This window comes from Bacillus timonensis (assembly GCF_000285535.1).
GTDB lineage: Bacteria > Bacillota > Bacilli > Bacillales > Bacillaceae_L > Ferdinandcohnia > Ferdinandcohnia timonensis.
In genome coordinates, this window is the sequence record NZ_HE610985.1 from 1,566,652 (window position 1) to 1,590,554 (window position 23,903).

Below are 23,903 nucleotides of genomic sequence, written 5' to 3' on the forward strand. Positions count from 1 at the left end.
ACATAAAAAAAGCACCTTCTACTGAAAGTGCACATTTTCTTCATCATTTTTAAACTGCAGCGGTGATACACCGACTACTTTTTTAAAAGTGGTACTAAAATAGTGTTGGGAATCATAACCAACTGTTTCTGCAATATCACGTATTGATAAATCCGTCGTTTTCAATAAATCTACCGCTTTGTTAATTCGCATTTGGGTTAACAGATTTACATAGGTAACCCCCAACTCGTGTTTTATCATCCTGCTTAAATAGACACTTGTAATATGTAATTCCTCAGCCGTCCTTTCCAAGGTAAGGGAAGAATCCTGATAATGCTGTTGAATATATGTTATGGCCTGTTTAACAATCGGAGAAATTTTGATTTGCCGTTCAACTTCTCTTTTACACCTTTCATAAACTTTATATAATTCCTGATTATTTACATCTTCAATCTGATAGTAGATTTTTATATTATAGTAATCTAGAATCGTCTCTTCTATTTTCGTCATTTGCTCTCTTTTTACATGCTTCCATAAGCAGACATTGAGCAGTGTAGATTGATCCCAAAAGATGGCCGTCCCTTTAGATCCAATGGTTTCCTTGACAATGTTCTCGATTGCAAATAAGTATATTTGGCGATCATTTTCTTGCATAAACGTTTGATGCAAATGAAATTCTGGCCATTTAATCACTAGGTGTTGAACAGGATTTGTTTCAGGCAAATGTAAAAAATGTAATTGTTCTTTAATTTCTTCATTTGTCAGTTGTCCCTCAATCCAATCCTGAAAGAACCTTACCTTTAGTTGTACATGGTTCCTTCTTATTTGGTTTGTTGCTTGTTTTAAGAATTCTTTCTGGTTCTCTTCATTGTCCAGTTTTCGTTTGAGATCCATTATTATCGCCTGCAGTTTCACAGGATTCACAGGTTTTAACAAGTAATCCTCTACCTTCAAGCGGAGGGCCTCTTGTGCATACCGAAATTCATCATGACCCGAGATAACAACCATTTTACAATGAGGTAATTGTTCCTTTATCCGTTTCATTGCCTCAATGCCATTCATGATTGGCATGTTTAAATCAATTAATAAAATATCAATTTGATGCAAAGTAGCCAATTCAATTGCTTCCTCACCGTCCTCCGCTTCACCAATAACCTCCATATTATAATTCTCCCAATCAATAGAAAAATGGATCCCGTCACGAATAATAAATTCGTCATCTGCAATTAAAACCTTCCACCTACGCATTACGTTTCCACTCCTCTTCCATGCCTATGTCCTCGTCCAAAATTGGTAATAACATTTCGATTGTTGTGCCAACTTTTTCTTCACTCTTGATTGTAATTCCATATTCTTCTCCAAAAGCCAGTAAGATTCGTGCTTGTACATTTAATATTCCATATCCTTTTTTACTTTTCGTCTCACCTTGACTCTCAGTCCGTTTAACAGCCTCACGAAGAGCGAAGCGTATCTCTTGTAGCAGTGAATCTGACATTCCGACACCGTCATCTTGGATAACGATTAGCAATTTTTCATTCCTTTTTTGTGCCGAAACAAGAATTTGACCAGGACCCCGTCGTTCTTTTATTCCATGGTAGATGGCATTCTCAACAATCGGTTGTAAAATAAATTTTAATACATATAACGAGCGAACATTCTCATCCACCTGAATCTGGTACCGCAACTTTTCTCGATATCTCGTTTTTTGGATCATCAAATAACTTTCGATATGATCGATTTCCTTATCAAGTGTAATCATATCCCTCCCTTTGCTTAGGCCAATTCGAAACAATTTCGCTAATGACTCTACCACTTCCGCAACATCATTAGCCTTTTGCTTTCTGGCCATCCACTGAATGGTATCAAGGGTATTGTAGAGAAAATGCGGATTAATATTAGCTTGTAAACTTCTAAATTCCGCTTCACGCTTCTGTCTTTCATGACGTTCTGTCAATCGTAGTAACTCATTAATTTGTTTTAGCATTTTATTAAAACTTCGACCTAACATCCCGATTTCATCATCACGTTTTTCAATATAGCGGACCCCTAGCTCTCCACTCTCCGCTTTACGCATAAACTTCATTAACTGCACAATCGGTTTTGAAATTGAATTTGATAAAAAATACGAAACCGGAATACCAAATAGGAGAATAATGAAAACAAAGATGACTAAATAAAACTGAATTTCTCTAATTTCAAAAATTGTTTCCTCTGTTGGAAAGACACCAACAATGGTCCAGTTCGAATATGGAGACTTTTGGTAGATGAATTGCAGTTTCTGTGAATCTACTCTTTTTGAAAACGTACCTGATCTTTTTCCTTCCAACCATTCGTTTGGAATTGTTTCGACTAAAGGGTCTTTGGGTTGATAAATAGGTCTGCTCTGTTCGTCAATAACTGTCAAATATCCTGATTTTCCTAGTCGTACATCCACTAACGTCTCTGCCACCGTCCGTACCTTTAAATCTATTAAAATAACTCCAACTACTTCCTGTGTAATTGGGTCTATTACGGCGCGAACACCTGAAACTACTTCATCATTTTTGTAGCTTACCATCGATGAAAGCTGACGGTCTTTCAATTGACCAATCATCTTAAATATCCCTTTATTTTCAACCGCTTCTTTATACCAGTACTCTTCTGTCAAATCCTTTGTTGCGGGCGCATAAAGTTCATTACTGACATATTCCCCTGAGCTGTTCACAACTAAAACACCTGCTACTTCTGGTAATAAAGTTGTAAAATTACGAAGATAGCGTTGTATTTCATATTCATTTGTTTCATATTGACCTGGTACTTGAACTTGATGGTTAAAAAAGTCTTGGATCTGGTCGTTATATGAAATAAAGTAAGTAACCCGCTGCATATTATTGATATAAAATTCAAGTGTCTCGTTCACCTTACTAATAAGCTGTAAGGTGTTCTTATTTACTTGCTCTTCCACCACACGCTCAACTGTCCAATTAATTAAAAATCCAAGACAAATAATCGGTATGATACTAATAATTAAGAAATGAGAGATTAGCTTATATCGAATTGGTAAATTATTAATTTGGATAAAATTTTTCAATACGACCAATCCATTCCAATAGGTTTATTGCGGATAATAGGAATTCACATTTTCCTTTGTAACAATGGTCACACCTGTATCTACGTAACGAGGTAACGGTGCATTTTTATTATCTTGTTCAAAAATGCCATGCTGCAGGTGAAACAAAAATTGTAAGGACCAATATCCCATTTCCCATGTTCCCTGTGCAATTGTTGCAGAAATCACATCATCCTTAATCATATCAAGGGTGCCCTTATCTGTATCAAAACTAATGATTTTAATAGAGTCTTTGAGGTTGTTTGCAACGATGGCTTGTCCAACTCCGACCCCGCCATTCGCTTCTGTAACAAAGATTCCTGCTAGATTCGGATTCTCCTTAATCATTGTTTCAGCTACCTCTTTTGATATTACTTGATCGCCTCTTCCATCCTTAACGGCAACAACCTCTATATCCGGGTATTCCATAAAAATCGTATCCTGAAAACCCTTTGTTCGTTCCTTATGGTTTAATTGATGAGGAAGTGTAATGACACCAACCTCCCCTTTCTCACCTACTAATTCCGCCATTTTGTGAGCTGCCTCTACACCCGCTTTATAATTATCCGTTCCTAGAAATGAATACGCCTTGCTTTCTGGGGCATCGGCATCAAACATAACGACTGGAATTCCTGCTTCAACTGCTTTATTAATAACCGGATTTAGTCTTTCTGGATCCATCGTAGAGATGGCGATTCCCGCAGGATTTTTGGCAATTACCTGCTCCAAGACCGTCATTTCCTCGTGGATATCATATTGTGTCGACCCTCGATATTCAATCGCTACATTTAGCGCTTCTGCTGCATCTTCAAAACCTTTTAATGCTCGTTTCCAATAATCAATACCAACCATAAACGTAACCATTACGTATGTTTCATCCATATTCCCAACAAGTTCATTGTCACTCCACGCATGTTTCGTCGATCTCTCAACTTGGTAGTTATATATATAAAGCACAAACAAACAGATAAGCAACAAATAAACGAAAAGTAGTTTTTTCAAACATGAAACCCCTTTCAAAATAATAGAAAAGTAGAAACGCTTTCTTTATATGCCTATTATAGCGCAACTCTTCCATAAATTCTCAATATTTTAGAGAGACTAGTAAGGTTTGGGTGTTCCTTTAAAAATATGTATTTACAGTCAAAAAAACTTCCTTGTAGAAAGGTTGACCTTGTTTTGTTGCCATAAACAAACAAGTTTTCTACAAAGAAGTTTCAAATGGATTGATTTCCACTCCTGGTACTCGCTTCCCGCAGGAGTCTCCTACCTCCCGCTAGTATCAATAGATTACCATTAATCACCATATCTCTTCAAATATTCCTACGAATAAAGCAACAAAGGTTGCGAAAACAGCCTTTATTTAAACCAATCTGCCTTTTCCATATTCACAAATGGGATATCCGTATCAACATCCCCTACGATTTTCGAATTTGGAAAATCGGTTCCCTTCAACCATTCATCAAAGTTAAAAATAATGGGTTCCTTGTCACCACCAAGTGCACACCAAGCTTCTAGATTTTTAGGAAAGTAAGCAGAGGTATGAATGGTTCCTGCCCAACTCCCATAGAGTTTAGAGAAAACTCCTTTATCACTGTCATTTAAAAGTCGAAATGCCTCAAGTCCGCTTAAACTTTCTTTTTGTTCAATAGCTTGGAGTCTTTTATTCGAATCGTCAAGGACGCGGCGATTTTCCTCGGTTAAAATTTTAAAATGATTCGTACATGTATATCCTTGACGAACCTCAACTCTTCTCGGTGATGTTTCTACAATAAAAGGAATTTCACAGCTTGAATCAAATAAAACATAACTGAAGGAACCTCGATGTGGAATTTCCCTTAACAACTGGGCAGCTTCCTCTACACTTGCACATAATTCGAGAATAAGTCTTCCAATCATATGACAAACAAATCCGTTCCCCGGGCGTCTTCGATTCATAAACGTATATCCCATCGATAATCCCTTATCGTTCATCCCATCAGACCGTCCAGTAATTTTTTGTGTTAAACCAATCGTCGCATTTCCACCATCTAAAGGTTGAAAAACAACAAAACGGCCATCATAGGTCTTTGGATGATAGTCATAGTTTCGAATCATGTAATTTTCACCTACTAAAATCGAACAGCCTGAGGGCTTAATATTCACCCTATATCCTCCAAATTCCATCAATACTTTTTCCATTGTCCATTCTAAAGCATCCTGTAGACCCAAAAATTCCTCCCATATAAACGGTGCCAATCTTTCATATACTTGTTTCGTCTCTCCCGTATCGATTTTAAACAGTGGTCTCCTTATCTTCCATTGTTGCTCCCGATTCTTCACCAAAAATGAATCCTTAAGAAGTTTGCCTTGCTTAAAACCGAATTCATAATGACTTCCCCGAAACTGAATCACATCAGCAAAAATCCTCTTCATCAATACATCCTCCTAGGGACGCAGGGACAGGTTCATTGTCCCCTTAGAAAAATTGTAAAAACCCTTATTCCTTTTCCTTATTCCCAATATGTGTACTAAAGATATCTTCTCATTTTTCCCCCAAAACGTAAAATAGATCAAACCCGAAGGCCTGATCTATTCATCAAAAATGATTATTCACTACATGATTTAGGTTCTACTTGTCTCTGGGACAGTTTCTCTGTCAGGTTTAAACAGAAGCATAAGACTGTATAAACCACTTAACCCCACTAAACTATATATAATCCTAGACAAAAGGGAATCCTGGCCTCCAAAAATTGCAGCTACTAAATCGAATTGAAAGAAACCGATTAACCCCCAATTAATTGCACCTATAATTACTAAAGCTAGCGCTAAACGTTGTAATCCATTCATAGTCATCGCTCCTTATATTAGTAATTTTAGGTTTTACATGTAGAAATCAAAATATACATAAAAAATAATAAGTAAGCTCACTATTTTTCGTTGGCAAAATCAATTCCATTTGTCATATAAGGGATCGCCAACTTAATCATTTCCTCAGGACTTACTTTACCAGGATTTCTTCTCCATTCAACAGAAGCTCCGTACATTCCCCAACTTAACATGGTAGCTGTAATCTTCAGAGCATTTTCCTCATCTGTAGGATGTTGTTTTACTAATATTTTATAAAAAATGACTTCAAGTTGGTCTCGAATAATTTTAGCAATTGTATCTTCATATCCGCGATGGCATCGATTTGATAAAGAAAGCTGAAAATTTGTGATTGCTTTAAAAATGCCTACAAAGGTTTCTTCATTCAACTCACTATGTTGATAGGGTTCACTGTTCAAGTTAATTAATAAAACCTCAGAAAGAACCTTTTCCAGTAGGTCATAAATGTCTTCAAAATGATAATAAAACGTTGCCCGATTAATCATCGCTTCTGTTGTGATGTCTTTTATTGTTATGTCTTTAAATTCTTTTTTCCCCGAAAGCTCAATGAAAGAATCCATAATTAATTTTCGTGTCCTTAGTACACGAGGGTCTGTTTTTTCTTGTTCCAATTCGTTCGTCCCTCCCACTTTTTCAACATTTTCTTTAAAGTGTTGGATATCCAACATATCAAACAATCTATTGGTATTTATGCTTTCCATTATCCACTAAAATGGAATTACAAAGCAAACAAGTAGCACTAATCAAACAATAAAAGTGAGGGAAAAAAATGACAACTAGTCAAAATTTAATGTGCGATTTAGAAACAGGCGTATGCGGAGTAGCTGGCGACGAAGAAATGGAGATGATTGATTTTAACCAACCAAAGAAAACCATCGATTTATATTATGTAACAGACCCAATCTGCTCTCACTGCTGGGCACTTGAGCCAACATTCCGCCGTTTCAAAGAGCAGTACGGCCATTATTTTAATTTTCATACTGTATTAGGTGGGTTGCTTGAAAAATGGAATGGTGGACCGGTTGATCCCGCAAATGGTATCCATGGACCTGCAGATGTAGCTGGCCACTGGAGAGAAGTTGGAGAGTATTCACGTATGCCAATTGATGGAACATTGATGATTGACAATCCCGTTCAGTCATCTTTCCCACCATCACGTGTATACAAGGTGATTCAAAAAAATCACGGTGATGAAAAAGCTAATGAATATTTACGCTATGCAAGGGAAGAACTATTTGCATTCAATCAAAATATTGCTGAAAAATCGGTGATGATTGAAAATGTAAATACTATAGGACTTAATGGTGAAGAAATTGTAAGCGAAGCTGAATCAGAAATCGGACAGCAATTATTAAACGAGGATTTTGCACTTGCAGCAAAACTTGGCGCTCGAGGCTTTCCTACAATTATTATGGTTAATGAAGAAAATAAAGGTGTCAAAATAGTTGGCAGCCGTTCACTAGACTACTACGTTTCCGGTCTATCTAAAATGATGGATGAAAAAGAGCCACAAGCAAAGCAGCAACCTGCATTATCTACATTGCTCGAAAAAGACACTCTTTTCGCAAAAGAAATCGAAGTCATGTACGACTTGGAACCATCTGAACTTCAATCATTTGTTGAAAAACAATTAAAACCCGAGAATTACGAAGAAAAAGAAGTTCTTGGTGAAAAATATTTTGTAAAAAAATAACAGGTGTGAACGAGGGACCGGAACACAGTCCCTCGTTCTCTTATGAGGGAGGGACCTTTCCCATCCTCCCACCTATCCCCAAATTTCTTTTGAGATATCAACAATATATTTCAATTTTGCCCATTGTTCTTCTTCAGTTAAAATATTTCCATGGTGTGTTGAAGCAAAACCACATTGTGGGCTGATGCATAAATTATCGAGCGGTACATATTGAGACGCTTCTTTTACGCGTGCAATTATATTATCTTTTGATTCCAGTTCTCCACGCTTTGATGTAAATAAACCAAGGACAACGCGAGGCCCGTTATTTGGAATATACTCGAGTGGTGTGAAATCTCCTGAACGATCGTCATCATATTCTAGGAAAAAGCCACTCACTTTCTCTTTTGCAAACAAGGTAGGGGCAATTTTTGCATAGCTTCCTTCAAACGCCCAATTTGAACGATAATTTCCGCGGCAAAGATGAGTTGTGATTGTTAAATCTTCAGGTTTCCCCTCAAGCACACCGTTTGCAACTTTTAACGCTAATTGTATTAATTCCTCACGCGTAGAACCACTATCATTAAAAGGAATTTCAGGTGCATTCAAACCTGCTATGTACACATCATCTAACTGTAAGTAACGGCATCCTGCCTCATAGAATGCTTTAATAGCGTCACGATATGTCTGAATAATATCATTTGCATATTCCTCAATATCTGGATAGATTTCTTTATTACGAATACCTGCATTAAATAGTTGGTTGGGACTTGGAATGGTTTGTTTTGCAACCGCACGATCACCCACAATTTCTTTAAAGAGCACGAAATCTTTAATATGAGGATGATCTGGATTGAATGAAATTTTTCCAATAACCCGCACATCATATCTTTCTGTCTCTTCTCCTTTGAACGTAAAACCATAGTCGGGAACATAGCCCTCAACACCATTTAAATGCTCTAAGAAATCGGTATGCCAAAATCTACGGCGAAACTCCCCATCTGTTACAGCCTTTAATCCAATTTCAATTTGCTTATCAACTACTTTTTTAATTTCTTCTGTTTCAATTGTATGGAGTTCCTTTGCAGTAATGTTTCCTGCTTGAAAATCCTTTCTTGCTTGATGAATTCTTTCTGGACGTAATAAACTTCCTACATGGTCTGCTCGAAATGGAGCCTTTACTACTGTTTTCGTCATTTTAAATTCCTCCCCCAATTTTTTTATTGAATACATAAAAACCCTCTTCTTGAAAATAAGAAGAGGGTTGAATAGACAAATAAAACGTCCTGCTCTTCTTATCTTCTAGCATCATGCTACTGGAATTGGCACAGTACTCTAAAAGTCTGCTGCCGAGGTTTCAAAGGGCCAGTCCCTCCACCTCTCTGGATAAGAAAGTTTCAAAATATTTAATTATGATATAACATTACATCAAAAAAATAAATTGTCAATACTTAATTTTAATATAATCTATAATTTAAAATCCACGGGGCGTTTCCCTCTGGATCGTGACAAAATGTCTATTTTATTTTCGAATATCGATGTTTCCTAAAATACTGCATACGCCTGATTTTTCGTAATAAATCATATGAGATATGAATATCCTCTTTTTCCAATGCAATATTTGGATGAAGGATCATCCAGATTGATTTCGAGTAAGCAACCAATTGCTCTGGATATACGCTCCGATGCCCAATCACAATAAAGGCTGAAAGGCAAGCTGCTACTACATATATCCCCATATTCATTCCAAACAACTCGATTCCCATAAAAATCGCAGCAATTGGTGTGTTCGATGCTGAGGCTACTACCGCCACCATCCCGACAGCAGCACCTAAAGCTGGATCCATATGAAACATCGTTGCAAACACATTTCCTGCTAAAGCACCTATTACAAACTGTGGAGTTACAATTCCACCGTAAAAGCCTGAACCTAGTGTGATTGCGACTAACAACATCTTCCAAAAGAAACCAAAATATGAAACCTGTTCCCCATCCAATGCCCTGTCCATTATAGGGAGACTAAGTCCTAAATAATCCGTTGGAATCCATAAAATAAGGATAGCCACGATAACTCCACCCATGAAAGGCATAAGGGGTGGCCATATACGATACTTCAACTGTATAAGCCGAAAAAGTAATCGACTTTGTTCAAATAGCTCAATAAATAACCATGCAACAAGACCACATAGAATCCCAATAATGATCATTTTAAAAAAGAAAATACCTGAAAAATCGAAAAGTGATGTCATTGGAAAATAAGAATACTCAATTCCCCATAGTTTACTAACTTCAAAGGAAACAATCCCGGAAATAAAAGAAGGAAAAATAATATCCTGACGTATTCTACCAATTGTTAATACTTCCACTCCATAAATGGCTCCGGCTAGTGGAGTACCGAATACACTGGCAAATCCTGCGCTTACCCCACATGCAACAATCCTTTTCTGAAGTTCTGGACGTAACCGAAAAACTCTTCCAAGTAATGAAGCGATTGTTCCACCAATATGTGCACATGGCCCCTCTTTTCCGGCCGAACCACCCGATGCTAAGGTAATAATGGCCGCAATAGGCTTTATCGGTAAGGTTTTATAAGGCATCTTGCCCGACTGCTCATGTACGGCAGCAATGGTTGAATCTTTCAATCCGGTATAATGGCGATATCCATAATATAAAATCAAACCATTCATGATTCCGCCAAGTGGTAAAAATATCATTTTCAGATACAGCGGTATATTTTCAGTATGATTTAATGAAAATTGCAAAGCTAGCAAAAACAAGCTAGTCCCTGTCCCTACAATTCCACCTGTTATGGTAGCTAACACCAACCAGCGACTAAGCGTTGCCAACATAACTAGTGGTTCAATATATTTTATGCGATGCACATAAGGTCACTTCCCAAAATGTTTCTGAATTAGACCACAAAAAAGACCACAAAAAAGTGATCTTCTTTTACTATTTTAATATAAAAAAAACGCCTGTCACACTCAAATTTCACCTGCCACAACATCCTTAGTTCGATAATCAATGTTTTCTTATTTTTCTCCAGTTTATCTCACTAATGAAAGTAGACCCCAAAATGAAAATTCCACCCACAATTTGGACAAAGTTCATACTTTCACTCAAAATGATAGCTGCCATTAATACTGCGGAAATTGGGTCAATATAACTTAACACAGCAATCGTTTGTCCCTTCAATTTTTTCATAACGGAAAAATAGAAAAGGTAGGCGAAACCTGTATGAACAATTCCTACTATAAGTAATAGAGTGATTGATTGTAGACCGAGCCCTGAATAATTCAATTCTTGTGTAACTAGAACATACGGAAATAATACAATTGATGCTGTCAACAGCTGCATGATTGTTGTATTAAAATCTGATAGATTTTTGATAAATTTATTTATCAAAATCACACTCGCATAAAGAGCAGCAGCCAATAAGCCATACATAATCCCAACCGGATGATTATAAGTCCCAATACCTGCATCAACACCAGGATTGACAACTAACAGTAGCCCCAAAAATGCGAGAGCAATGCTAAGCCCTTTCAACCATGTCCATCTTTCCTTCAATAAAAATGGAGCCAAAATCATGACAAACACTGGGGCAAAATAATAACTAAGAGTTGCATTCGAAATAGTGGTATAGCGATAAGATTCAAATAAAAAAATCCAGTTAAAGCCCATCGCAGCACCTGAAACTAGAAGCAAAACAAGATTGCGTTTTGATGTTTTAAATGAAAATTTCTGCTTTACCAGGAAACTAGCACCAATTAAAAACAAACTTCCAATTGTTCCGCGAAATAAAGCAATTTCGCTCGAAGAAAGATTAATATTTTTCACAAACAAACCAATACTACCAAATATCAGCATAACTACAATAAAAATAAACTTTGCCTTCATATCTCTTCTCCTAATGGACATGTCCCAAAATATATATCAACTATTCTACCATGAATCCCTTTAACCGGTATCTAAAATGATTTAGGTTGTTATTAATTGGAGATAATATAGGGTATTGCTCGTAAAATTAGGAGGACCACTATGATTTACATTTACAATGATTATGCTGGAACACATAGCACAGCATTAGCGGCAGCCTATCATTTAAATCAACTTCCTACTGAACGAAAACTCACAAAAGAAGAGATTTTACATGTTGATTATTTTAATAAACTCACAAAAAAGGATTTTGGAAAGTTCATATTCCATGGAATTGATGAAGATGGTAATCCCGTCTATTCGATTGGACGAAAGAGGAGTAAATTAGTCGTTCCTGCACTTAAACAACTAAGTACAATCCTACAAGAACGATATGAACGAAAGGAAAAAATTATTTTCTCAAACACATCTCCAACCGTTCCTTTTGCGATGACAATGGGAGGATTTTTCTCAAGGGGTATTCACATTGATTTCATTGGCGTTCCACTCCTTGTAATAGGTTCCAAACAAGCTTGTAACACAATCCATCGTCTAGTTCAACACACGAAGCAAACAGCAAAATCATCTAATGAAAATATCGTGGTGCTGGATAATAAAAATTTCAAATAGAGACAAAAACACTCACAAGAGCTGAGTAACCAGCCTTTGTGAGTGTTCATCAATGTTTTAGTTTTCTGTACCTCTTACCATTCCATCCTCTTTCGTTTCCACCATCATCGTTTTCAAATCATGCCCTGATGGATTTTGGAATAAACGTAATCCAAATTCCCCTGCAACAGCAAAAAGGTGGTCAAAAATATCAGCTTGGGTAGTTTCATACACGGCCCACCTTACATCATTTGTAAAGGCATAAATCTCTAGTGGTAAACCATGTTCAGTTGGTGCTAGTTGCCGAACCATCAATGTCATCTCTTGATTAATACCTGAATGCATTTGAAGATAATTACTAACATATGCCCTAAATACACCAATATTAGTGAGAGCTCTTCCATTAACCGGATTATCCCGGTTAATCTCGTGTTTGATATTATATTCTTCGATTTCTAGTTCCCGATTGGTTATGTAGTCTGAGAGAAGCTGGATTTGTTTAAATTTCGCAATCATTTCCTCCGTACAAAATGAAATACTATTCTTGTCAATATATAAAGAGCGTTTGATCCTTCGACCACCTGATGTTTGCATACCTCTCCAATTGATAAATGAATCGGAAACAAGAGCATAGCTTGGAATCGTCGTTATTGTTTTGTCCCAATTTTGCACCTTAACTGTGACCAATGAGATATCAATTACATCTCCATCCGCCCCATACTTAGGCATTTCAATCCAATCGCCAACCCGAACCATATCATTCGTTGTCAACTGAACACCTGCAACAAGTCCCAGTAATGAGTCTTTAAAAATCAACAAGAATACGGCCGAGAGAGCACCGATTCCACTTAAAAGTAAAAGTGGACTCTTCCCCATTAGATTTGCAATGACTAATATAATCCCCAAGATGACGACAATAATTTTTACAACCTGAATATATCCTTTTATCGGTCGAGTCTTAGATATCTCATAGGTTTGATAAATATCATTCACGGCATTTAATATGCTACTAAGAACCATTAATGCCACGATGATAATATAGACGTTGGCCCCCAGTTGAATCAAATGCTTATAAGTTGGAAAGGTTCCCGAAAAATAATGAATGATAATCGCCGGTACTATATGAGATAGTCTTCTAAATACTTTCCTCTCTAATAGCATATTATCCCATTGATATTTGGTTTTATTAACAATTCGAGTAATGATATTAATTATCACTCTTTTGGTGATAAAATTTGCCACTATACAAATGAGTGCAATAAAAAGAATCATCAAAACAATGGAAAGATAATGAGCCCACGTTGGGTCCATTCCATATTCTAAAAGTTGCTTCTGTATTAACTTCATATTTCTCCTCCATGTATGTACTGCGTGTTTCCATACGCGTGTAATGAGCTTATTTCCTATTATAACAAAATAAATAGACCTTCTTCTTGATATATACATTACCATCAGTCCAAAGGTTTGCGTATGCGCTTCAGGGTTTTGTGTTGTTTTGCAGATGGTTTGGGTTGCATTCATTAATATTTACGGGAGTCCCTGCAAACAATTGCCATATAAATAGTACGTGACTTCAAACAGTTTTGTGTCTCGTACGGTTCTTTACATTGTTTTTCCAGCTTTTGCATCACCACGGAAGGAAAGTTATACATCTACCGAATAAAACAGGGCCTAACTACTGAATAGTCTGGCCCTAATTAATGAAGATGCAGGGATTTACCCTTTAAATACTCTCCTGCTTTAATCCATCGATAATATTTTCTTTTTTAATTTTTTGGATGGAATACAGCATGGCTGCACCCACGATGACAAAGATAATGATTATAACAAATAAGATACTCATCCATGGAAGATTAAATCCGTATTCAAATGTATTTCCAAGTGACCAATAGATAAGATACATGACTACCAGGCTGATTGGAAGTCCATATAATAAAGCATTCATGCCGTAAAATATACTTTCATAATTGATCATTTTGTTGAAACCTTTTGGAGTCATTCCCACAGATCGTAACATTGCAAATTCACGTTTACGAAGTGAGATGCTTGTTGAAATGGTATTAAAGATATTTGCAATCGAAATTAATGAAATCAAGGCGATAAATCCATACGTGAAAATCGCCATCATAACAACCATTTGCTCTTGTTCCTGTCTTCTTTGATAGACATTATACACATGCGTACCAGAGTCTGTAACTTTATCCAATTCGTCTTGTGTGGCCATTGGATCTGAACTATTCATATATAATTCAGCTTGGATTTCACTTTTTGCCATCTCGTTACCGGAAACAATATTTTCTAATTGATCCTCTGAAACGATGATATTTAATCCACCAAGTGCAGAAGTTGAAATTCCCATCGGTAACTGGTCGGTTAATGCTGCAACTTCTATATTAGCTAAAAAGTGCTGCTCATCGGTCTCATAATTCATTGTATTTAGTTTAATTGTATCTTCTACGTTTGTATGAATTGACTTTGTTTCAATAAATTTCCCCGTCTCATTATCTTGATAGGTGATGTTATCAATAATAATAGCATTAAGTGAATTCTCATTATCAAACTTTGCAGAATCCGTTCCTATTTTTGCTGCGTAGGCCTTGAAGCTATCACGATCTAAACCATGTAAACTTACGTAAAAAGTAAATTTACCATCTTGCAAAACGGAGGGGTCCCTTTCTACAGTTTTTAACAATTCGTTTGGAAGTTGCTCCTTCTCTATTAATGTAGTTAAATAAACTGTTTGAACGATACTCGATTCAGTTACATGATCAAGCTTCGTAAATTGCAATAAATCATCTTTGTCCATTTGATCATTAATCACTTGAATATCATAATCTATATCCTCTTGGGATAGTTCAAGGGATTTTTTTAGATTATCTGTAAAAAAGGAAACAGTTAAAAAGAGAACAATACTTATGACAAGTGAGAATACAGTTGCTTGATATCTCTTTTTATTTCTCTTCAAGTTCTTTAAACCAATTTCAGCTTCCATACCAAACAGTTTGCGAACCATTTTTGACGTCTTTACTGTTTTCTTAGATAATTTGATATCCTGCGTTTGCCGAATGGCATCAATCGCCGATACCTTGGAGGCTCTCTTCGCAGGGATATAGGTTGAAATAAAAATAGTGACAATCGAAACGACACACGCCACTAATATTGAAGCTGGTGTAACGATTACCTTTAGTTTTTCAGAGACATTTAGTGCTCCTTCAAGATAAGAATTTATAAATGAGAAGGTTACCCCTATCCCCGCTAGACCTGAAAGTATTCCAATTGGAATACTAATTGCACCAATCACAGCTCCTTCAAAAAAGACAGAATTCCGCTTTTGTTTTTTGGTAGCTCCTACGCTCGATAGCATTCCTAAGTGTCTAGAACGTTCAGAAACACTGATTGCAAAAGCATTGTAAATTAACGCAACTGAACCAATAATAATGACTGTCATGATAATTCCTGCCAATGAGAATAATGTGAGGCGGAGGCTATCATTATCTGTTACCCCATAAAAGCGTAATAAATCATCGTTATAAGAAACAGATGTGATTCCATTATTTTTAGCAATTTCTTCTGAGTGTTTAAACAATGAACTTTTCACTTTTTCTAAAACAACCAGCGCATCTATTTTACGAGTTGAGTTCATAGATTTTTCGTCCACGTATTTAATCACTGTATATCCTGGAGACCATGTTTGCTCCCAAGTTGGACGTTTGATTATCCCTACTATTGTAAATGTTTCATTTTTATCTATCTTAAGGCTTTCCTTGGCCCCATTTTCATCTGATTGCAAGGGGTAATTCTGGCCGAGTGGATTCTCTTCTCCTGCTAGTATCCTTTGACCGATATCCGCTGTTAGCTTGTCGCCAATTTTATATGCCACTTTAGCGTTCTTTGCAATTTCTTCGGATATGACAATTTCATTTTCAGAGAATGGGAGTCGTCCGTCTGCTAACTCGATTGGAAAATGCTTAAATCCAGCTGTGTTATATTCTTTAAAAAATAAATAGGGTTTCCCTTTATTTTCTGACCCTTCTAGCTTTGCATAGCCGAGGTCATTTGAGAGAATCAACTTTTTGGTTTGATCGTCTTTTTCAATCGCCTGTATTTGCTCTTCATTAACGGCATTATATTTAACATGCCATTCTCCATTTGAAGCAATATTATCCCGAATCATTAAGTTTAAAAACGAAACGCCAAGTGTTGCTACCGCTGATATCATGGCTACCGAAATGATTACACCAATGATTGTGACTAGCGTCCTTCGTTTATTTTCTTTCAAATGGCGAATCGTTAATTTGTTGATGATGTTCATGGACGAATCACCTCATCCTTTGCAATCCTACCGTCCTCAATGGAAATGACACGGTCAGCTTGAAGGGCAATTCGCTCATCATGGGTAATCACAAGTAGTGTTTGATTATAGGTTTTGTTAAACATTTTTAAAAGCTCAATGATCTCGCTACTATTCTTACTATCTAGATTACCGGTCGGTTCATCCGCTAGCATAATTGCTGGATTACTAATAAGGGCACGACCGATTGATACACGTTGCTGTTGGCCACCAGAAAGCTGGTTTGGCAAATGATTTAAACGTTTTTCTAAACCGAGTATCCTTACTACATCTGTTAATTGCTTCGGGTCAACCTTATGCTCATCTAATAACATAGGTAATGTAATATTTTCTTCTACCGTTAAAATAGGAATTAAATTATAAAACTGATAGATTAATCCAATTTGTCTTCTTCTAAAAATCGCCAATTGAGTTTCATTTAAATCATAAATATCCGTGTTATCAATGAGAACCTTTCCACTAGTTGGCCGATCAACTCCACCAAGCAGATGTAAAAGTGTTGATTTTCCAGAACCAGATGGCCCGATGATTGCCACAAACTCTCCCTTTTTCACTGAAAATGACACATTATCAAGTGCTTTAACAGCTGTTTCGCCTTTTCCATATACCTTAGACAGATTTTCAATTTGTAAAATATTCATCCGTAAACCTCCATATTTTCGATGTTGTGTTTAGTATATCTGCCTAAGATGACTCTAAAGTGACTCCTAAAGTGACATTTTATTCACTTTCTAAAAAGTCAGACCAACTAGATTACCTGCTTATAAAATTTTATAATAAATGTTGTCCCTTTTCCCTCTGCACTTCTTACCTCGATATCACCTTGTTGACTTTTAATAATGCTATATGCCATTGCAAGGCCAATTCCTATACTATCCTCGCCGGCATTTTTCCCCTTGTAAAAACGCTTAAAAATATAGGGGAGATCTTCTTTAGCTATACCTTTTCCATTATCTGATATGATGATTTCGGTATATAAGGCGTTTTCGGAGAATAAAATCGAGATGCTTCCACCCTCCTGTGTATGTTCGACACAGTTTTTCAAAATGTTGATAAGTGCCTCCGCCGTCCAATTGAAATCTCCAATAATAGAAACCTCTTTTTCTCCTTCAACAATTAACTTTTGCTGTTTTACATCCATTGGTACTAGGATCGGATGTACAGCACGTTCCACTAATTCAGATACATACACGGTATCCTTTTTAAAAGGAACAGTTCCCGCATCAATTTTTGAGAGCTTTAACAATGACGACACAAGCCATTCTATTCTTTCTAGCTGCACGCGGATGTTATTTGTAAATTCAACGCGCTTCTCAACATCAAGTTTGGCTTCACCCAATAAATCAGCCATGACCATCATAGAGGTTAGTGGTGTTTTTAATTGATGGGAAATATCCGAAATGGCATTCGTTAATTTCAGTTTATCCTGTTGCAGGAGTGAACTATGCTCTGAGAGTTTTAATGTCACTTTATAGATGTCACTTTTTAAAATACTTAGTTCACCTTCATGGTTGTCTCTAACGTCTAAACTATAATCACCACTCGTTATTTTCCGTAAATAGCCAGAAAGGTTTTCAATTTCTCGATACCTCCACTTCGTAAAGACCAAAAAACACCCAATCAGCAAAATAGAGGTAATCAGTACAAGTAGAGCAACCGTTCCAGAGAATAGAAAATACGCGATTAGTAGTGCAACGAGTGAGATTGTTACTAGCGCTAGTAGCAAGACCTGTATTTCACGGTTACGGACCATCTCAGTCACCAACCTTATAGCCCATACCGCGGACTGTCTTGATGATTTTGGGACTTTGCGGCTCATCCTCAAGCTTTTCTCGTAATCTCTTGATGTAGACGGTCAGTGTATTGTCATTCACGAAATCCCCCGCTACATCCCAAATTCGATCTAGCAGCTGTGTTCTCGTAAGGACTTGGCCAATATGATTTGCGAATATCAAGAATAGACGGTACTCCAATGCAGTCAGGAGGATCTCTTCTCCATTCTTATACACCTTTCCCTCCAATGTGTTGACCCGGATATTTTCGATATCTATTATCGTTTTGGGCTGTGCTATTGTTTGCTTGTTATACCGACGAAGTACGGATTTAATGCGTGACAAAAGCTCACGTATGCGAAAAGGCTTTGTAATATAATCATCCGCACCCATATCCAGTCCCATTACCACGTTCACTTCATCATCCAGTGCAGTTAAAAAAATAACCGGTTTATCCATTTGCTTTTTTACTAATTCACATAATTCGTAACCACTTCCATCTGGTAAAGATAAATCAAAGAGACATAAATCGATTTCATTTATTTTTTCGTTTATTACCCTCTTTGCATCATCCGCATTATGGCAAATGAATGTCTCATACCCATCCTGGGTCAACGAATAATTCAATCCCGTTGCAATTGTCTTATCATCTTCTACAAGTAATATTTTCATAGTGACGAGACAAAGACTACCCTTTGTCCCAACACCTCCCACTGTATTTAATCTGTTCTAGGCTATTTTATCAAAAACAAAAACCCCTGGACATGTTGAATTTCTCCATCATCAGGGGTTTTCACTATTATACATATATAAAATAGACAATAAACGTTATAAAAAGAACATACATAATCGGATGGACTTCTTTATGTCTTCCCAATGCAAGCATTGTAATAGGATACATGATGAATCCTAAAGCAATACCTGTTGCGACGCTAAATGTTAAAGGCATCATAATAATTGTTGTAAATGCTGGTATAGCAATATCCAGCTTCGTCCAGTCAATATGGCGAACTTCTGCTACCATCATCGCGCCCACGATAATGAGGGCTGGAGCTGTTATTTCAGACGTAACAACCGCTAACAATGGCGAGAAAAAGAGTGCTAAAAAGAAAAAGCCTGAGATGACTATCGACGAAAATCCAGTACGTGCACCTGCAGCAATTCCTGCAGTTGATTCAATTAGGGAAGCAGTCGGAGACGTTCCTAGAATAGAACCGATCACAGTTGCTGAGGCATCCGATAATAATGCAGGACCAGCGTTTGGAATTTTATTATCCTTTAAGATTCCAGCCTGACTCGCAACTGCAATCAATGTACCTGCTGTATCAAAAAATCCAACAAATAAGAATGTAAAAATGACAATAATGATATCTGGTGTAAATACATTTGGAAGCTCAGTAAAAACAACACCAAATGTTGGTTCAAGACTTGGTATTTTTCCTATAATACCTGTTGGCTTTTGAATAATCCCAAAGATCATCCCTACAATGGAGGCAATAACCATTCCATAGAAAATACCACCACGAATTCCCCTAACTAGCATTATGGAAGTAATAACGAATCCGAATAAGGCTAGCAAAGTCGCGCCCGATGTGAAATCCCCAAGTGATACAAATGTAGCCTCGTTTCCTATAATAATTTTCGCATTTTTCAAACCAATAAATGCGACAAAGAAACCAATCCCACCAGCAATGGCATACTTCAAATCCTGTGGTATCACATTAATAATTTTTTCACGTACTTTTAACACACTTAAAATCACAAATAAAATACCTGCCACGAAAACGCCCGTTAATGCTGTTTGCCAAGGAATTCCCATCCCAATTACAACGGAATACGTAAAAAATGAATTTAGACCCATGCTAGGAGCAATCCCGATTGGATAGTTAGAAAGTATACCGATTAACAGTGAACCAAGAATAATGGTTATCGCGGTTGCAGTAAAAACGGCGCCTTTGTCCATCCCAGATTCACCTAAAACGATTGGATTTACCACAAGAATGTAAGCCATTGATAGAAAAGTGGTTAATCCACCAATAAATTCCTGCTTAAATGAAGTTTGACGTGTATTGAAATCAAAATAATTTTTCATATGTGTATATTCCTCTTTTTATTAAATTTTTAATTTGTTATACAAATTATAGAACAGATTTGTTATAATAAATATAGAACAGATTAAAAGGGACATGAGGACAGGTTCCTTGTCCCAGTTGGGACAGTAAACCTGTCCCTCTGTCCCAAAGATAGGAGGGATCAAAAATGATAATTCAAATTGAACCTGAATCCGATATTCCCATTTACCAACAAATGACCAATCAAATCATTAAAGGAATCGCGAGAGGGTTAATTCATCCCGGTGAATCCCTACCTTCCGTGAGAACATTTGCTGCAGACCTTGGTATCAACATGCACACTGTTAACAAAAGTTATCACCAATTAGAGAAAAAAGGAATCATCAAAATTGTGCCTAAATCTGGAGCGGTGATCTCTTCCCCACAGGATTTCAACGAATCTTCGTTTGACAGGTTAAAGGAAGACTATAAATTACTTATCGCGGAATCTCTCGTTGTCGGTATGTCCAATGAACAAATTCAAGAATTAGTTTCTACTATTATCACTCATTTTAAAAGTTCATCAAATAAGGAGGCATAATTATGACGTTGGCTATCTTTCTCATTATCGCGGTTATTCTAGCTGGAATTCAAACCGCAGTTCCTTTTCTTGTGAAGCGAACGGTTATCTTTGGAATAACAGTTCCTGAAAACCACATCAAAAATGAAAAACTTTCTTCTTATAAAAAGAAATATGCCCTACTCGTATCCCTTTTATCAATTATCGCGTTGGCAGGTTACGCAATATGGGTATTCTCAAGCAATGCTTCTGAGGAACAGACAGTTCTAATCGGAACAATTATTCAATTTGCGATTATTTTGTTCAGCTTTACCCTTTACTTTTATTTTCACGGAAAAACACTTCAGTTAAAAAAGAAAATGAAATGGGGAGAAAATACAAAACAGGTTCAAATCGCAGACTTGTCAGCTCGAGCTCAAGATGAAATGTTGCCATGGTACGTATTTTTAGTACCAATTCTCATTACAGTTGGTGTGATTGGGTATACAATTGCACAATACGATCTTCTTCCAGATCAAATTCCGACTCACTGGGGAATAAATGGTGAGCCTGATGCCTTTACTGAAAAAACACTAGCTTCTGCTATCTCTGGCCCACTTACGATGTTCGTGATGCAAGTAATGTTTTTAGCCATTATCGTAAGCACAAAAAAGTCTGGAATAAAATTGAGTGCAACAGCAACCAATGCTTCCCGATTACGACAACTCACTTTACGTAAATATACAAGCTGGTTACTATTTTTTACGACCATATTATTAACAGGGATGTTTAGTTTCTTTCAATTTAGAACGATACACCCTGATATCGTGGACGGAACGATTGTAATGGCAGTTCCGATTATTTTCCTAATTCTTACTTTAGTCTCTACAATTGCTTTTGCCATAAAAGTGGGAAGCTCAGATAAAGGAAACATTGACGAAACCAATGCAGGAATAAGAGATTATGACGATGATAAACATTGGGTCGGTGGACTCTTTTATGTCAACAAAAACGATCCATCCATCTTTGTTGAAAAACGATTTGGTGTTGGCTGGTCAATCAATTTCGGAAACCCTATCGGATATTTTATCATCTTAGTCCCACTAGCACTCATCATCCTGTTTAGTTTTCTTTAAAAATCGACAAGCGAAGGCTTGTCGATTCAGAGTGTAGAGAAAGTCAGTGCTGACTTTCTCTACACGAATTTTTAAAGATATCTAAATTTTAACTCAAGTCTCAGACTGTCTAAGACGCTTGTCAGACAAGGCGCGCAGCTGAGCGAAGACGCGAATAGAAGTTGCCGAATGAGCGCAACGAGCGAGGCAAGCAACGCAGTATGCGAGCGTTTGTCAACAGTCTGAATCGACAAGCGCGGGCTTGTCGTTTTTTTTAGCTTGATGAAGGTTTTAGCTTCATTTTTGTATCGTAAGCCCGGAAAGCCTTGCCATAGAAATAGGCAAAACTACCTTGTAAACCAGCCGCGATATAAAAAGGCAATGCCAATGCTCCTACTCCAAAGAAGTAGCCAGTTATATATGGACCGATTGAAATCGGTAGTCGCATTGAAAGTAGATTAATACTAGATGCAAAACCACTACGATTGCCTCGTGTTAGGCTTACACTCAGTGCTTGCTGAGCTCCTTGAGACCCTCGATTTAAAGCTGTTCGTAGAATATAAATAATTGAAACGAGAGCATATGAAGACAACAACGGCATGAAAATCAACAGTAGGCATGCAATGAAACGAACCATTACAATTGATTGAACCGTTCCATACTTATGTGAAATCCTAGCTTGAAAAAAGGATGTGATTCCTGTTGCAAAAAAAGTTAGGGCTAACGTGCTACCAATTTGCGCACTGCTAACTCCAAATTTAACCGAAAACCAGTAAGCCATCATTGGACCCGTCAAACCAATTGCAATCCCATTCAATACATTAATTCCTGCTAGTTTTAACATTGCATGATTTTCTACTTTGACAATTTTCTTATCTTCTACTACGGACTGCTTGTCCAAAGATCGCGTACTCCTTGGAACAGTTTCATCTCGAATCGTTAAAATAATCGACGTTGTAACAAGAGAGAATATGAACGTAATATAAAAAGCAAGTTGATAGGAAAAGATTCCTGCTACGATTTCATCAATGTTCATCGTTCCAACTAGCATTGCCCCTGTCGCCATTCCAAAAAAACTAAGCGCATTATTCAAGCTATACATTTTTCCACGTTCAGATGGTTGGATAAAAGTTGCCAGCCATGCCTGTTCTGCAGGGGCAAATGGGCTCGCCGAACCAGCATCTGCCTTACCAAAACCTGACAGAGAAATTGCAATAAATAAGAGCGCTGGATTTGTCGAGAGGATTCCAATCAATGCACACCCCGCTGTCAAAAGCTCCGAAAAAAGAATGAAGGGTTTCCGTCCCACCCGGTCACTACAAACACCGATAAACGGTGCTAGGAATACACCAAGCAATCCACCAGCTGCTAGCACCGTTCCGATTGTCACCGAACTCCACCCCAAAGCATCAAGGTACAAAGCTAGTACTACAACCATCATACCTTGTCCGATGCTTCGTATCGTGTTAACTAACATCAGCTTTTTAACCACTGGATGTATTTTTTCTGGATTGTCTTCTCTGATTAACATATTTTCACCACTTTGAAGTATAACTTTTGTTTGAATTAAAGGTTCTAAATTAAAAGTTCTAATTAAAAGCGTTCCAAACAAAAGTGGCAATTATTCACAGGTGATGTATGTGGAATTGATTTTATACGATGATGTGGAGATTTTGGTGGTTATTTGGTGGCGTTCGGGCGGTCATCAACCTGATGAAGGACTTTCCAGGCGGGGGCTTGCCGCATTCGGGCTTTCATCACCTCGATGAAGGACTTTCCGCGCGGGGGCTTGCCGCATTCGGGCTTTCATTACCTCGATGAAGGACTTTCCGATAGGGTCCTTGCCGCGTTCGGGCTTTCATCACCTCTACTCATACTCACATTCCTCTTCATATTCTAAATGAAGTGGAATTTGCCCAAA

Annotated in this window: 20 protein-coding genes and 1 riboswitch; of the genes, 4 read left to right on the forward strand and 16 right to left on the reverse strand. The window is 37.3% G+C overall.

The features are described 5' to 3' along the window. Positions 1-18: 18 nt before the first annotated feature. The 6 genes from BTHG_RS08100 to BTHG_RS08125 all read right to left on the reverse strand — a co-directional run bounded on the left by BTHG_RS08100 (position 19) and on the right by BTHG_RS08125 (position 6,546). Positions 19-1,227 (reverse strand): response regulator transcription factor, encoded by a 1,209-nt coding sequence (locus BTHG_RS08100; RefSeq protein WP_010283675.1) that lies wholly within the window; start codon positions 1,225-1,227, stop codon positions 19-21. Beyond that, on the reverse strand, positions 1,220-3,049 hold the full coding sequence (locus tag BTHG_RS08105) for a sensor histidine kinase (RefSeq protein WP_010283676.1): 1,830 nt from the start codon (positions 3,047-3,049) through the stop codon (positions 1,220-1,222). The genes BTHG_RS08100 and BTHG_RS08105 overlap by 8 nt, the downstream gene beginning before the upstream one ends. A 24-nt stretch (positions 3,050-3,073) precedes the next feature. After that, entirely contained in the window at positions 3,074-4,069 is a 996-nt protein-coding gene (locus BTHG_RS08110; RefSeq protein WP_010283677.1) for a substrate-binding domain-containing protein, read from the reverse strand. 357 nt (positions 4,070-4,426) lie between these two features. Then, complete coding sequence (locus BTHG_RS08115) at positions 4,427-5,482, reverse strand: C45 family autoproteolytic acyltransferase/hydolase (protein ID WP_010283678.1); 1,056 nt, start codon at positions 5,480-5,482, stop codon at positions 4,427-4,429. 189 nt (positions 5,483-5,671) lie between these two features. Then, a complete protein-coding gene (locus tag BTHG_RS08120) occupies positions 5,672-5,896 on the reverse strand; it encodes a DUF378 domain-containing protein (RefSeq protein WP_010283679.1) in 225 nt (74 codons plus the stop codon). Between the two features lie 80 nt (positions 5,897-5,976). Next, positions 5,977-6,546: a TetR/AcrR family transcriptional regulator gene (locus tag BTHG_RS08125; protein ID WP_010283680.1), complete on the reverse strand. Its 570-nt coding sequence runs from the start codon at positions 6,544-6,546 to the stop codon at positions 5,977-5,979. A gap of 158 nt (positions 6,547-6,704) precedes the next feature. Between BTHG_RS08125 and BTHG_RS08130 the strand changes: the two genes are divergently transcribed. Then, positions 6,705-7,628 carry a DsbA family protein gene (locus tag BTHG_RS08130; protein WP_010283681.1) on the forward strand — a complete coding sequence of 308 codons (924 nt, stop codon included), beginning with the start codon at positions 6,705-6,707 and terminating at the stop codon, positions 7,626-7,628. A gap of 72 nt (positions 7,629-7,700) precedes the next feature. Here the strand turns inward: BTHG_RS08130 and BTHG_RS08135 are convergent, their stop codons facing one another. From BTHG_RS08135 to BTHG_RS08145, 3 genes are all read right to left on the reverse strand, one after another. After that, positions 7,701-8,804: a 5-methyltetrahydropteroyltriglutamate--homocysteine S-methyltransferase gene (locus BTHG_RS08135; RefSeq protein ID WP_010283682.1), complete on the reverse strand. Its 1,104-nt coding sequence runs from the start codon at positions 8,802-8,804 to the stop codon at positions 7,701-7,703. Between the two features lie 95 nt (positions 8,805-8,899). After that, a riboswitch (SAM riboswitch) is annotated at positions 8,900-9,000 on the reverse strand. Positions 9,001-9,124: 124 nt separating this feature from the next. Next, entirely contained in the window at positions 9,125-10,489 is a 1,365-nt protein-coding gene (locus BTHG_RS08140; protein ID WP_010283683.1) for a chloride channel protein, read from the reverse strand. A 139-nt stretch (positions 10,490-10,628) separates the two neighbouring features. Further along, positions 10,629-11,507, reverse strand: coding sequence for a DMT family transporter (locus BTHG_RS08145; protein WP_010283684.1), 879 nt, complete (start codon positions 11,505-11,507; stop codon positions 10,629-10,631). A 141-nt stretch (positions 11,508-11,648) separates the two neighbouring features. On the opposite strand from BTHG_RS08145, the gene BTHG_RS08150 reads away from it, so the two are divergent. Next, the gene (locus BTHG_RS08150; protein ID WP_010283685.1) at positions 11,649-12,155 is read left to right on the forward strand and encodes a DUF3189 family protein; all 507 of its coding nucleotides are present in this window, start codon (positions 11,649-11,651) and stop codon (positions 12,153-12,155) included. A 57-nt stretch (positions 12,156-12,212) separates the two neighbouring features. Here the strand turns inward: BTHG_RS08150 and BTHG_RS08155 are convergent, their stop codons facing one another. From BTHG_RS08155 to BTHG_RS08180, 6 genes are all read right to left on the reverse strand, one after another. Further along, complete coding sequence (locus BTHG_RS08155; RefSeq protein WP_010283686.1) at positions 12,213-13,481, reverse strand: mechanosensitive ion channel family protein; 1,269 nt, start codon at positions 13,479-13,481, stop codon at positions 12,213-12,215. Between the two features lie 376 nt (positions 13,482-13,857). After that, a complete protein-coding gene (locus tag BTHG_RS08160; RefSeq protein WP_010283687.1) occupies positions 13,858-16,446 on the reverse strand; it encodes an FtsX-like permease family protein in 2,589 nt (862 codons plus the stop codon). Then, positions 16,443-17,126, reverse strand: a complete 684-nt coding sequence (locus tag BTHG_RS08165) for an ABC transporter ATP-binding protein (protein ID WP_010283688.1) — start codon at positions 17,124-17,126, stop codon at positions 16,443-16,445. The genes BTHG_RS08160 and BTHG_RS08165 overlap by 4 nt, the downstream gene beginning before the upstream one ends. Positions 17,127-17,233: 107 nt before the next feature. Beyond that, positions 17,234-18,238 carry a sensor histidine kinase gene (locus BTHG_RS08170; protein WP_010283689.1) on the reverse strand — a complete coding sequence of 335 codons (1,005 nt, stop codon included), beginning with the start codon at positions 18,236-18,238 and terminating at the stop codon, positions 17,234-17,236. A gap of 1 nt (position 18,239) precedes the next feature. Beyond that, on the reverse strand, positions 18,240-18,929 hold the full coding sequence (locus tag BTHG_RS08175; protein ID WP_010283690.1) for a response regulator transcription factor: 690 nt from the start codon (positions 18,927-18,929) through the stop codon (positions 18,240-18,242). A 127-nt stretch (positions 18,930-19,056) separates the two neighbouring features. Beyond that, positions 19,057-20,349: an NCS2 family permease gene (locus tag BTHG_RS08180; protein WP_010283691.1), complete on the reverse strand. Its 1,293-nt coding sequence runs from the start codon at positions 20,347-20,349 to the stop codon at positions 19,057-19,059. A gap of 167 nt (positions 20,350-20,516) precedes the next feature. Here BTHG_RS08180 and BTHG_RS08185 point away from each other — a divergent pair, with 167 nt between their 5' ends. Then, positions 20,517-20,909, forward strand: a complete 393-nt coding sequence (locus BTHG_RS08185; protein WP_010283692.1) for a GntR family transcriptional regulator — start codon at positions 20,517-20,519, stop codon at positions 20,907-20,909. Between the two features lie 2 nt (positions 20,910-20,911). Continuing rightward, positions 20,912-22,003 (forward strand): DUF1648 domain-containing protein, encoded by a 1,092-nt coding sequence (locus BTHG_RS08190; protein WP_010283693.1) that lies wholly within the window; start codon positions 20,912-20,914, stop codon positions 22,001-22,003. Between the two features lie 253 nt (positions 22,004-22,256). On the opposite strand, the gene BTHG_RS08195 is transcribed toward BTHG_RS08190, so the two are convergent. Next, positions 22,257-23,513, reverse strand: coding sequence for an MFS transporter (locus BTHG_RS08195; RefSeq protein ID WP_052307756.1), 1,257 nt, complete (start codon positions 23,511-23,513; stop codon positions 22,257-22,259). Positions 23,514-23,903: the final 390 nt, after the last annotated feature.

What these genes read in the sequence shown, in the direction of transcription:
- BTHG_RS08100 (WP_010283675.1), bottom strand. Translation starts at nt 1,227, where the DNA reads ATGCGTAGGTGGAAGGTTTTAATTGCAGATGACGAATTTATTATTCGT.
- BTHG_RS08115 (WP_010283678.1), bottom strand. Translation starts at nt 5,482, where the DNA reads ATGAAGAGGATTTTTGCTGATGTGATTCAGTTTCGGGGAAGTCATTAT.
- BTHG_RS08120 (WP_010283679.1), bottom strand. Translation starts at nt 5,896, where the DNA reads ATGAATGGATTACAACGTTTAGCGCTAGCTTTAGTAATTATAGGTGCA.
- BTHG_RS08130 (WP_010283681.1), top strand. Translation starts at nt 6,705, where the DNA reads ATGACAACTAGTCAAAATTTAATGTGCGATTTAGAAACAGGCGTATGC.
- BTHG_RS08135 (WP_010283682.1), bottom strand. Translation starts at nt 8,804, where the DNA reads ATGACGAAAACAGTAGTAAAGGCTCCATTTCGAGCAGACCATGTAGGA.
- BTHG_RS08145 (WP_010283684.1), bottom strand. Translation starts at nt 11,507, where the DNA reads ATGAAGGCAAAGTTTATTTTTATTGTAGTTATGCTGATATTTGGTAGT.
- BTHG_RS08150 (WP_010283685.1), top strand. Translation starts at nt 11,649, where the DNA reads ATGATTTACATTTACAATGATTATGCTGGAACACATAGCACAGCATTA.
- BTHG_RS08155 (WP_010283686.1), bottom strand. Translation starts at nt 13,481, where the DNA reads ATGAAGTTAATACAGAAGCAACTTTTAGAATATGGAATGGACCCAACG.
- BTHG_RS08160 (WP_010283687.1), bottom strand. Translation starts at nt 16,446, where the DNA reads ATGAACATCATCAACAAATTAACGATTCGCCATTTGAAAGAAAATAAA.
- BTHG_RS08165 (WP_010283688.1), bottom strand. Translation starts at nt 17,126, where the DNA reads ATGAATATTTTACAAATTGAAAATCTGTCTAAGGTATATGGAAAAGGC.
- BTHG_RS08170 (WP_010283689.1), bottom strand. Translation starts at nt 18,238, where the DNA reads ATGGTCCGTAACCGTGAAATACAGGTCTTGCTACTAGCGCTAGTAACA.
- BTHG_RS08175 (WP_010283690.1), bottom strand. Translation starts at nt 18,929, where the DNA reads ATGAAAATATTACTTGTAGAAGATGATAAGACAATTGCAACGGGATTG.
- BTHG_RS08180 (WP_010283691.1), bottom strand. Translation starts at nt 20,349, where the DNA reads ATGAAAAATTATTTTGATTTCAATACACGTCAAACTTCATTTAAGCAG.
- BTHG_RS08185 (WP_010283692.1), top strand. Translation starts at nt 20,517, where the DNA reads ATGATAATTCAAATTGAACCTGAATCCGATATTCCCATTTACCAACAA.
- BTHG_RS08190 (WP_010283693.1), top strand. Translation starts at nt 20,912, where the DNA reads ATGACGTTGGCTATCTTTCTCATTATCGCGGTTATTCTAGCTGGAATT.
- BTHG_RS08195 (WP_052307756.1), bottom strand. Translation starts at nt 23,513, where the DNA reads ATGTTAATCAGAGAAGACAATCCAGAAAAAATACATCCAGTGGTTAAA.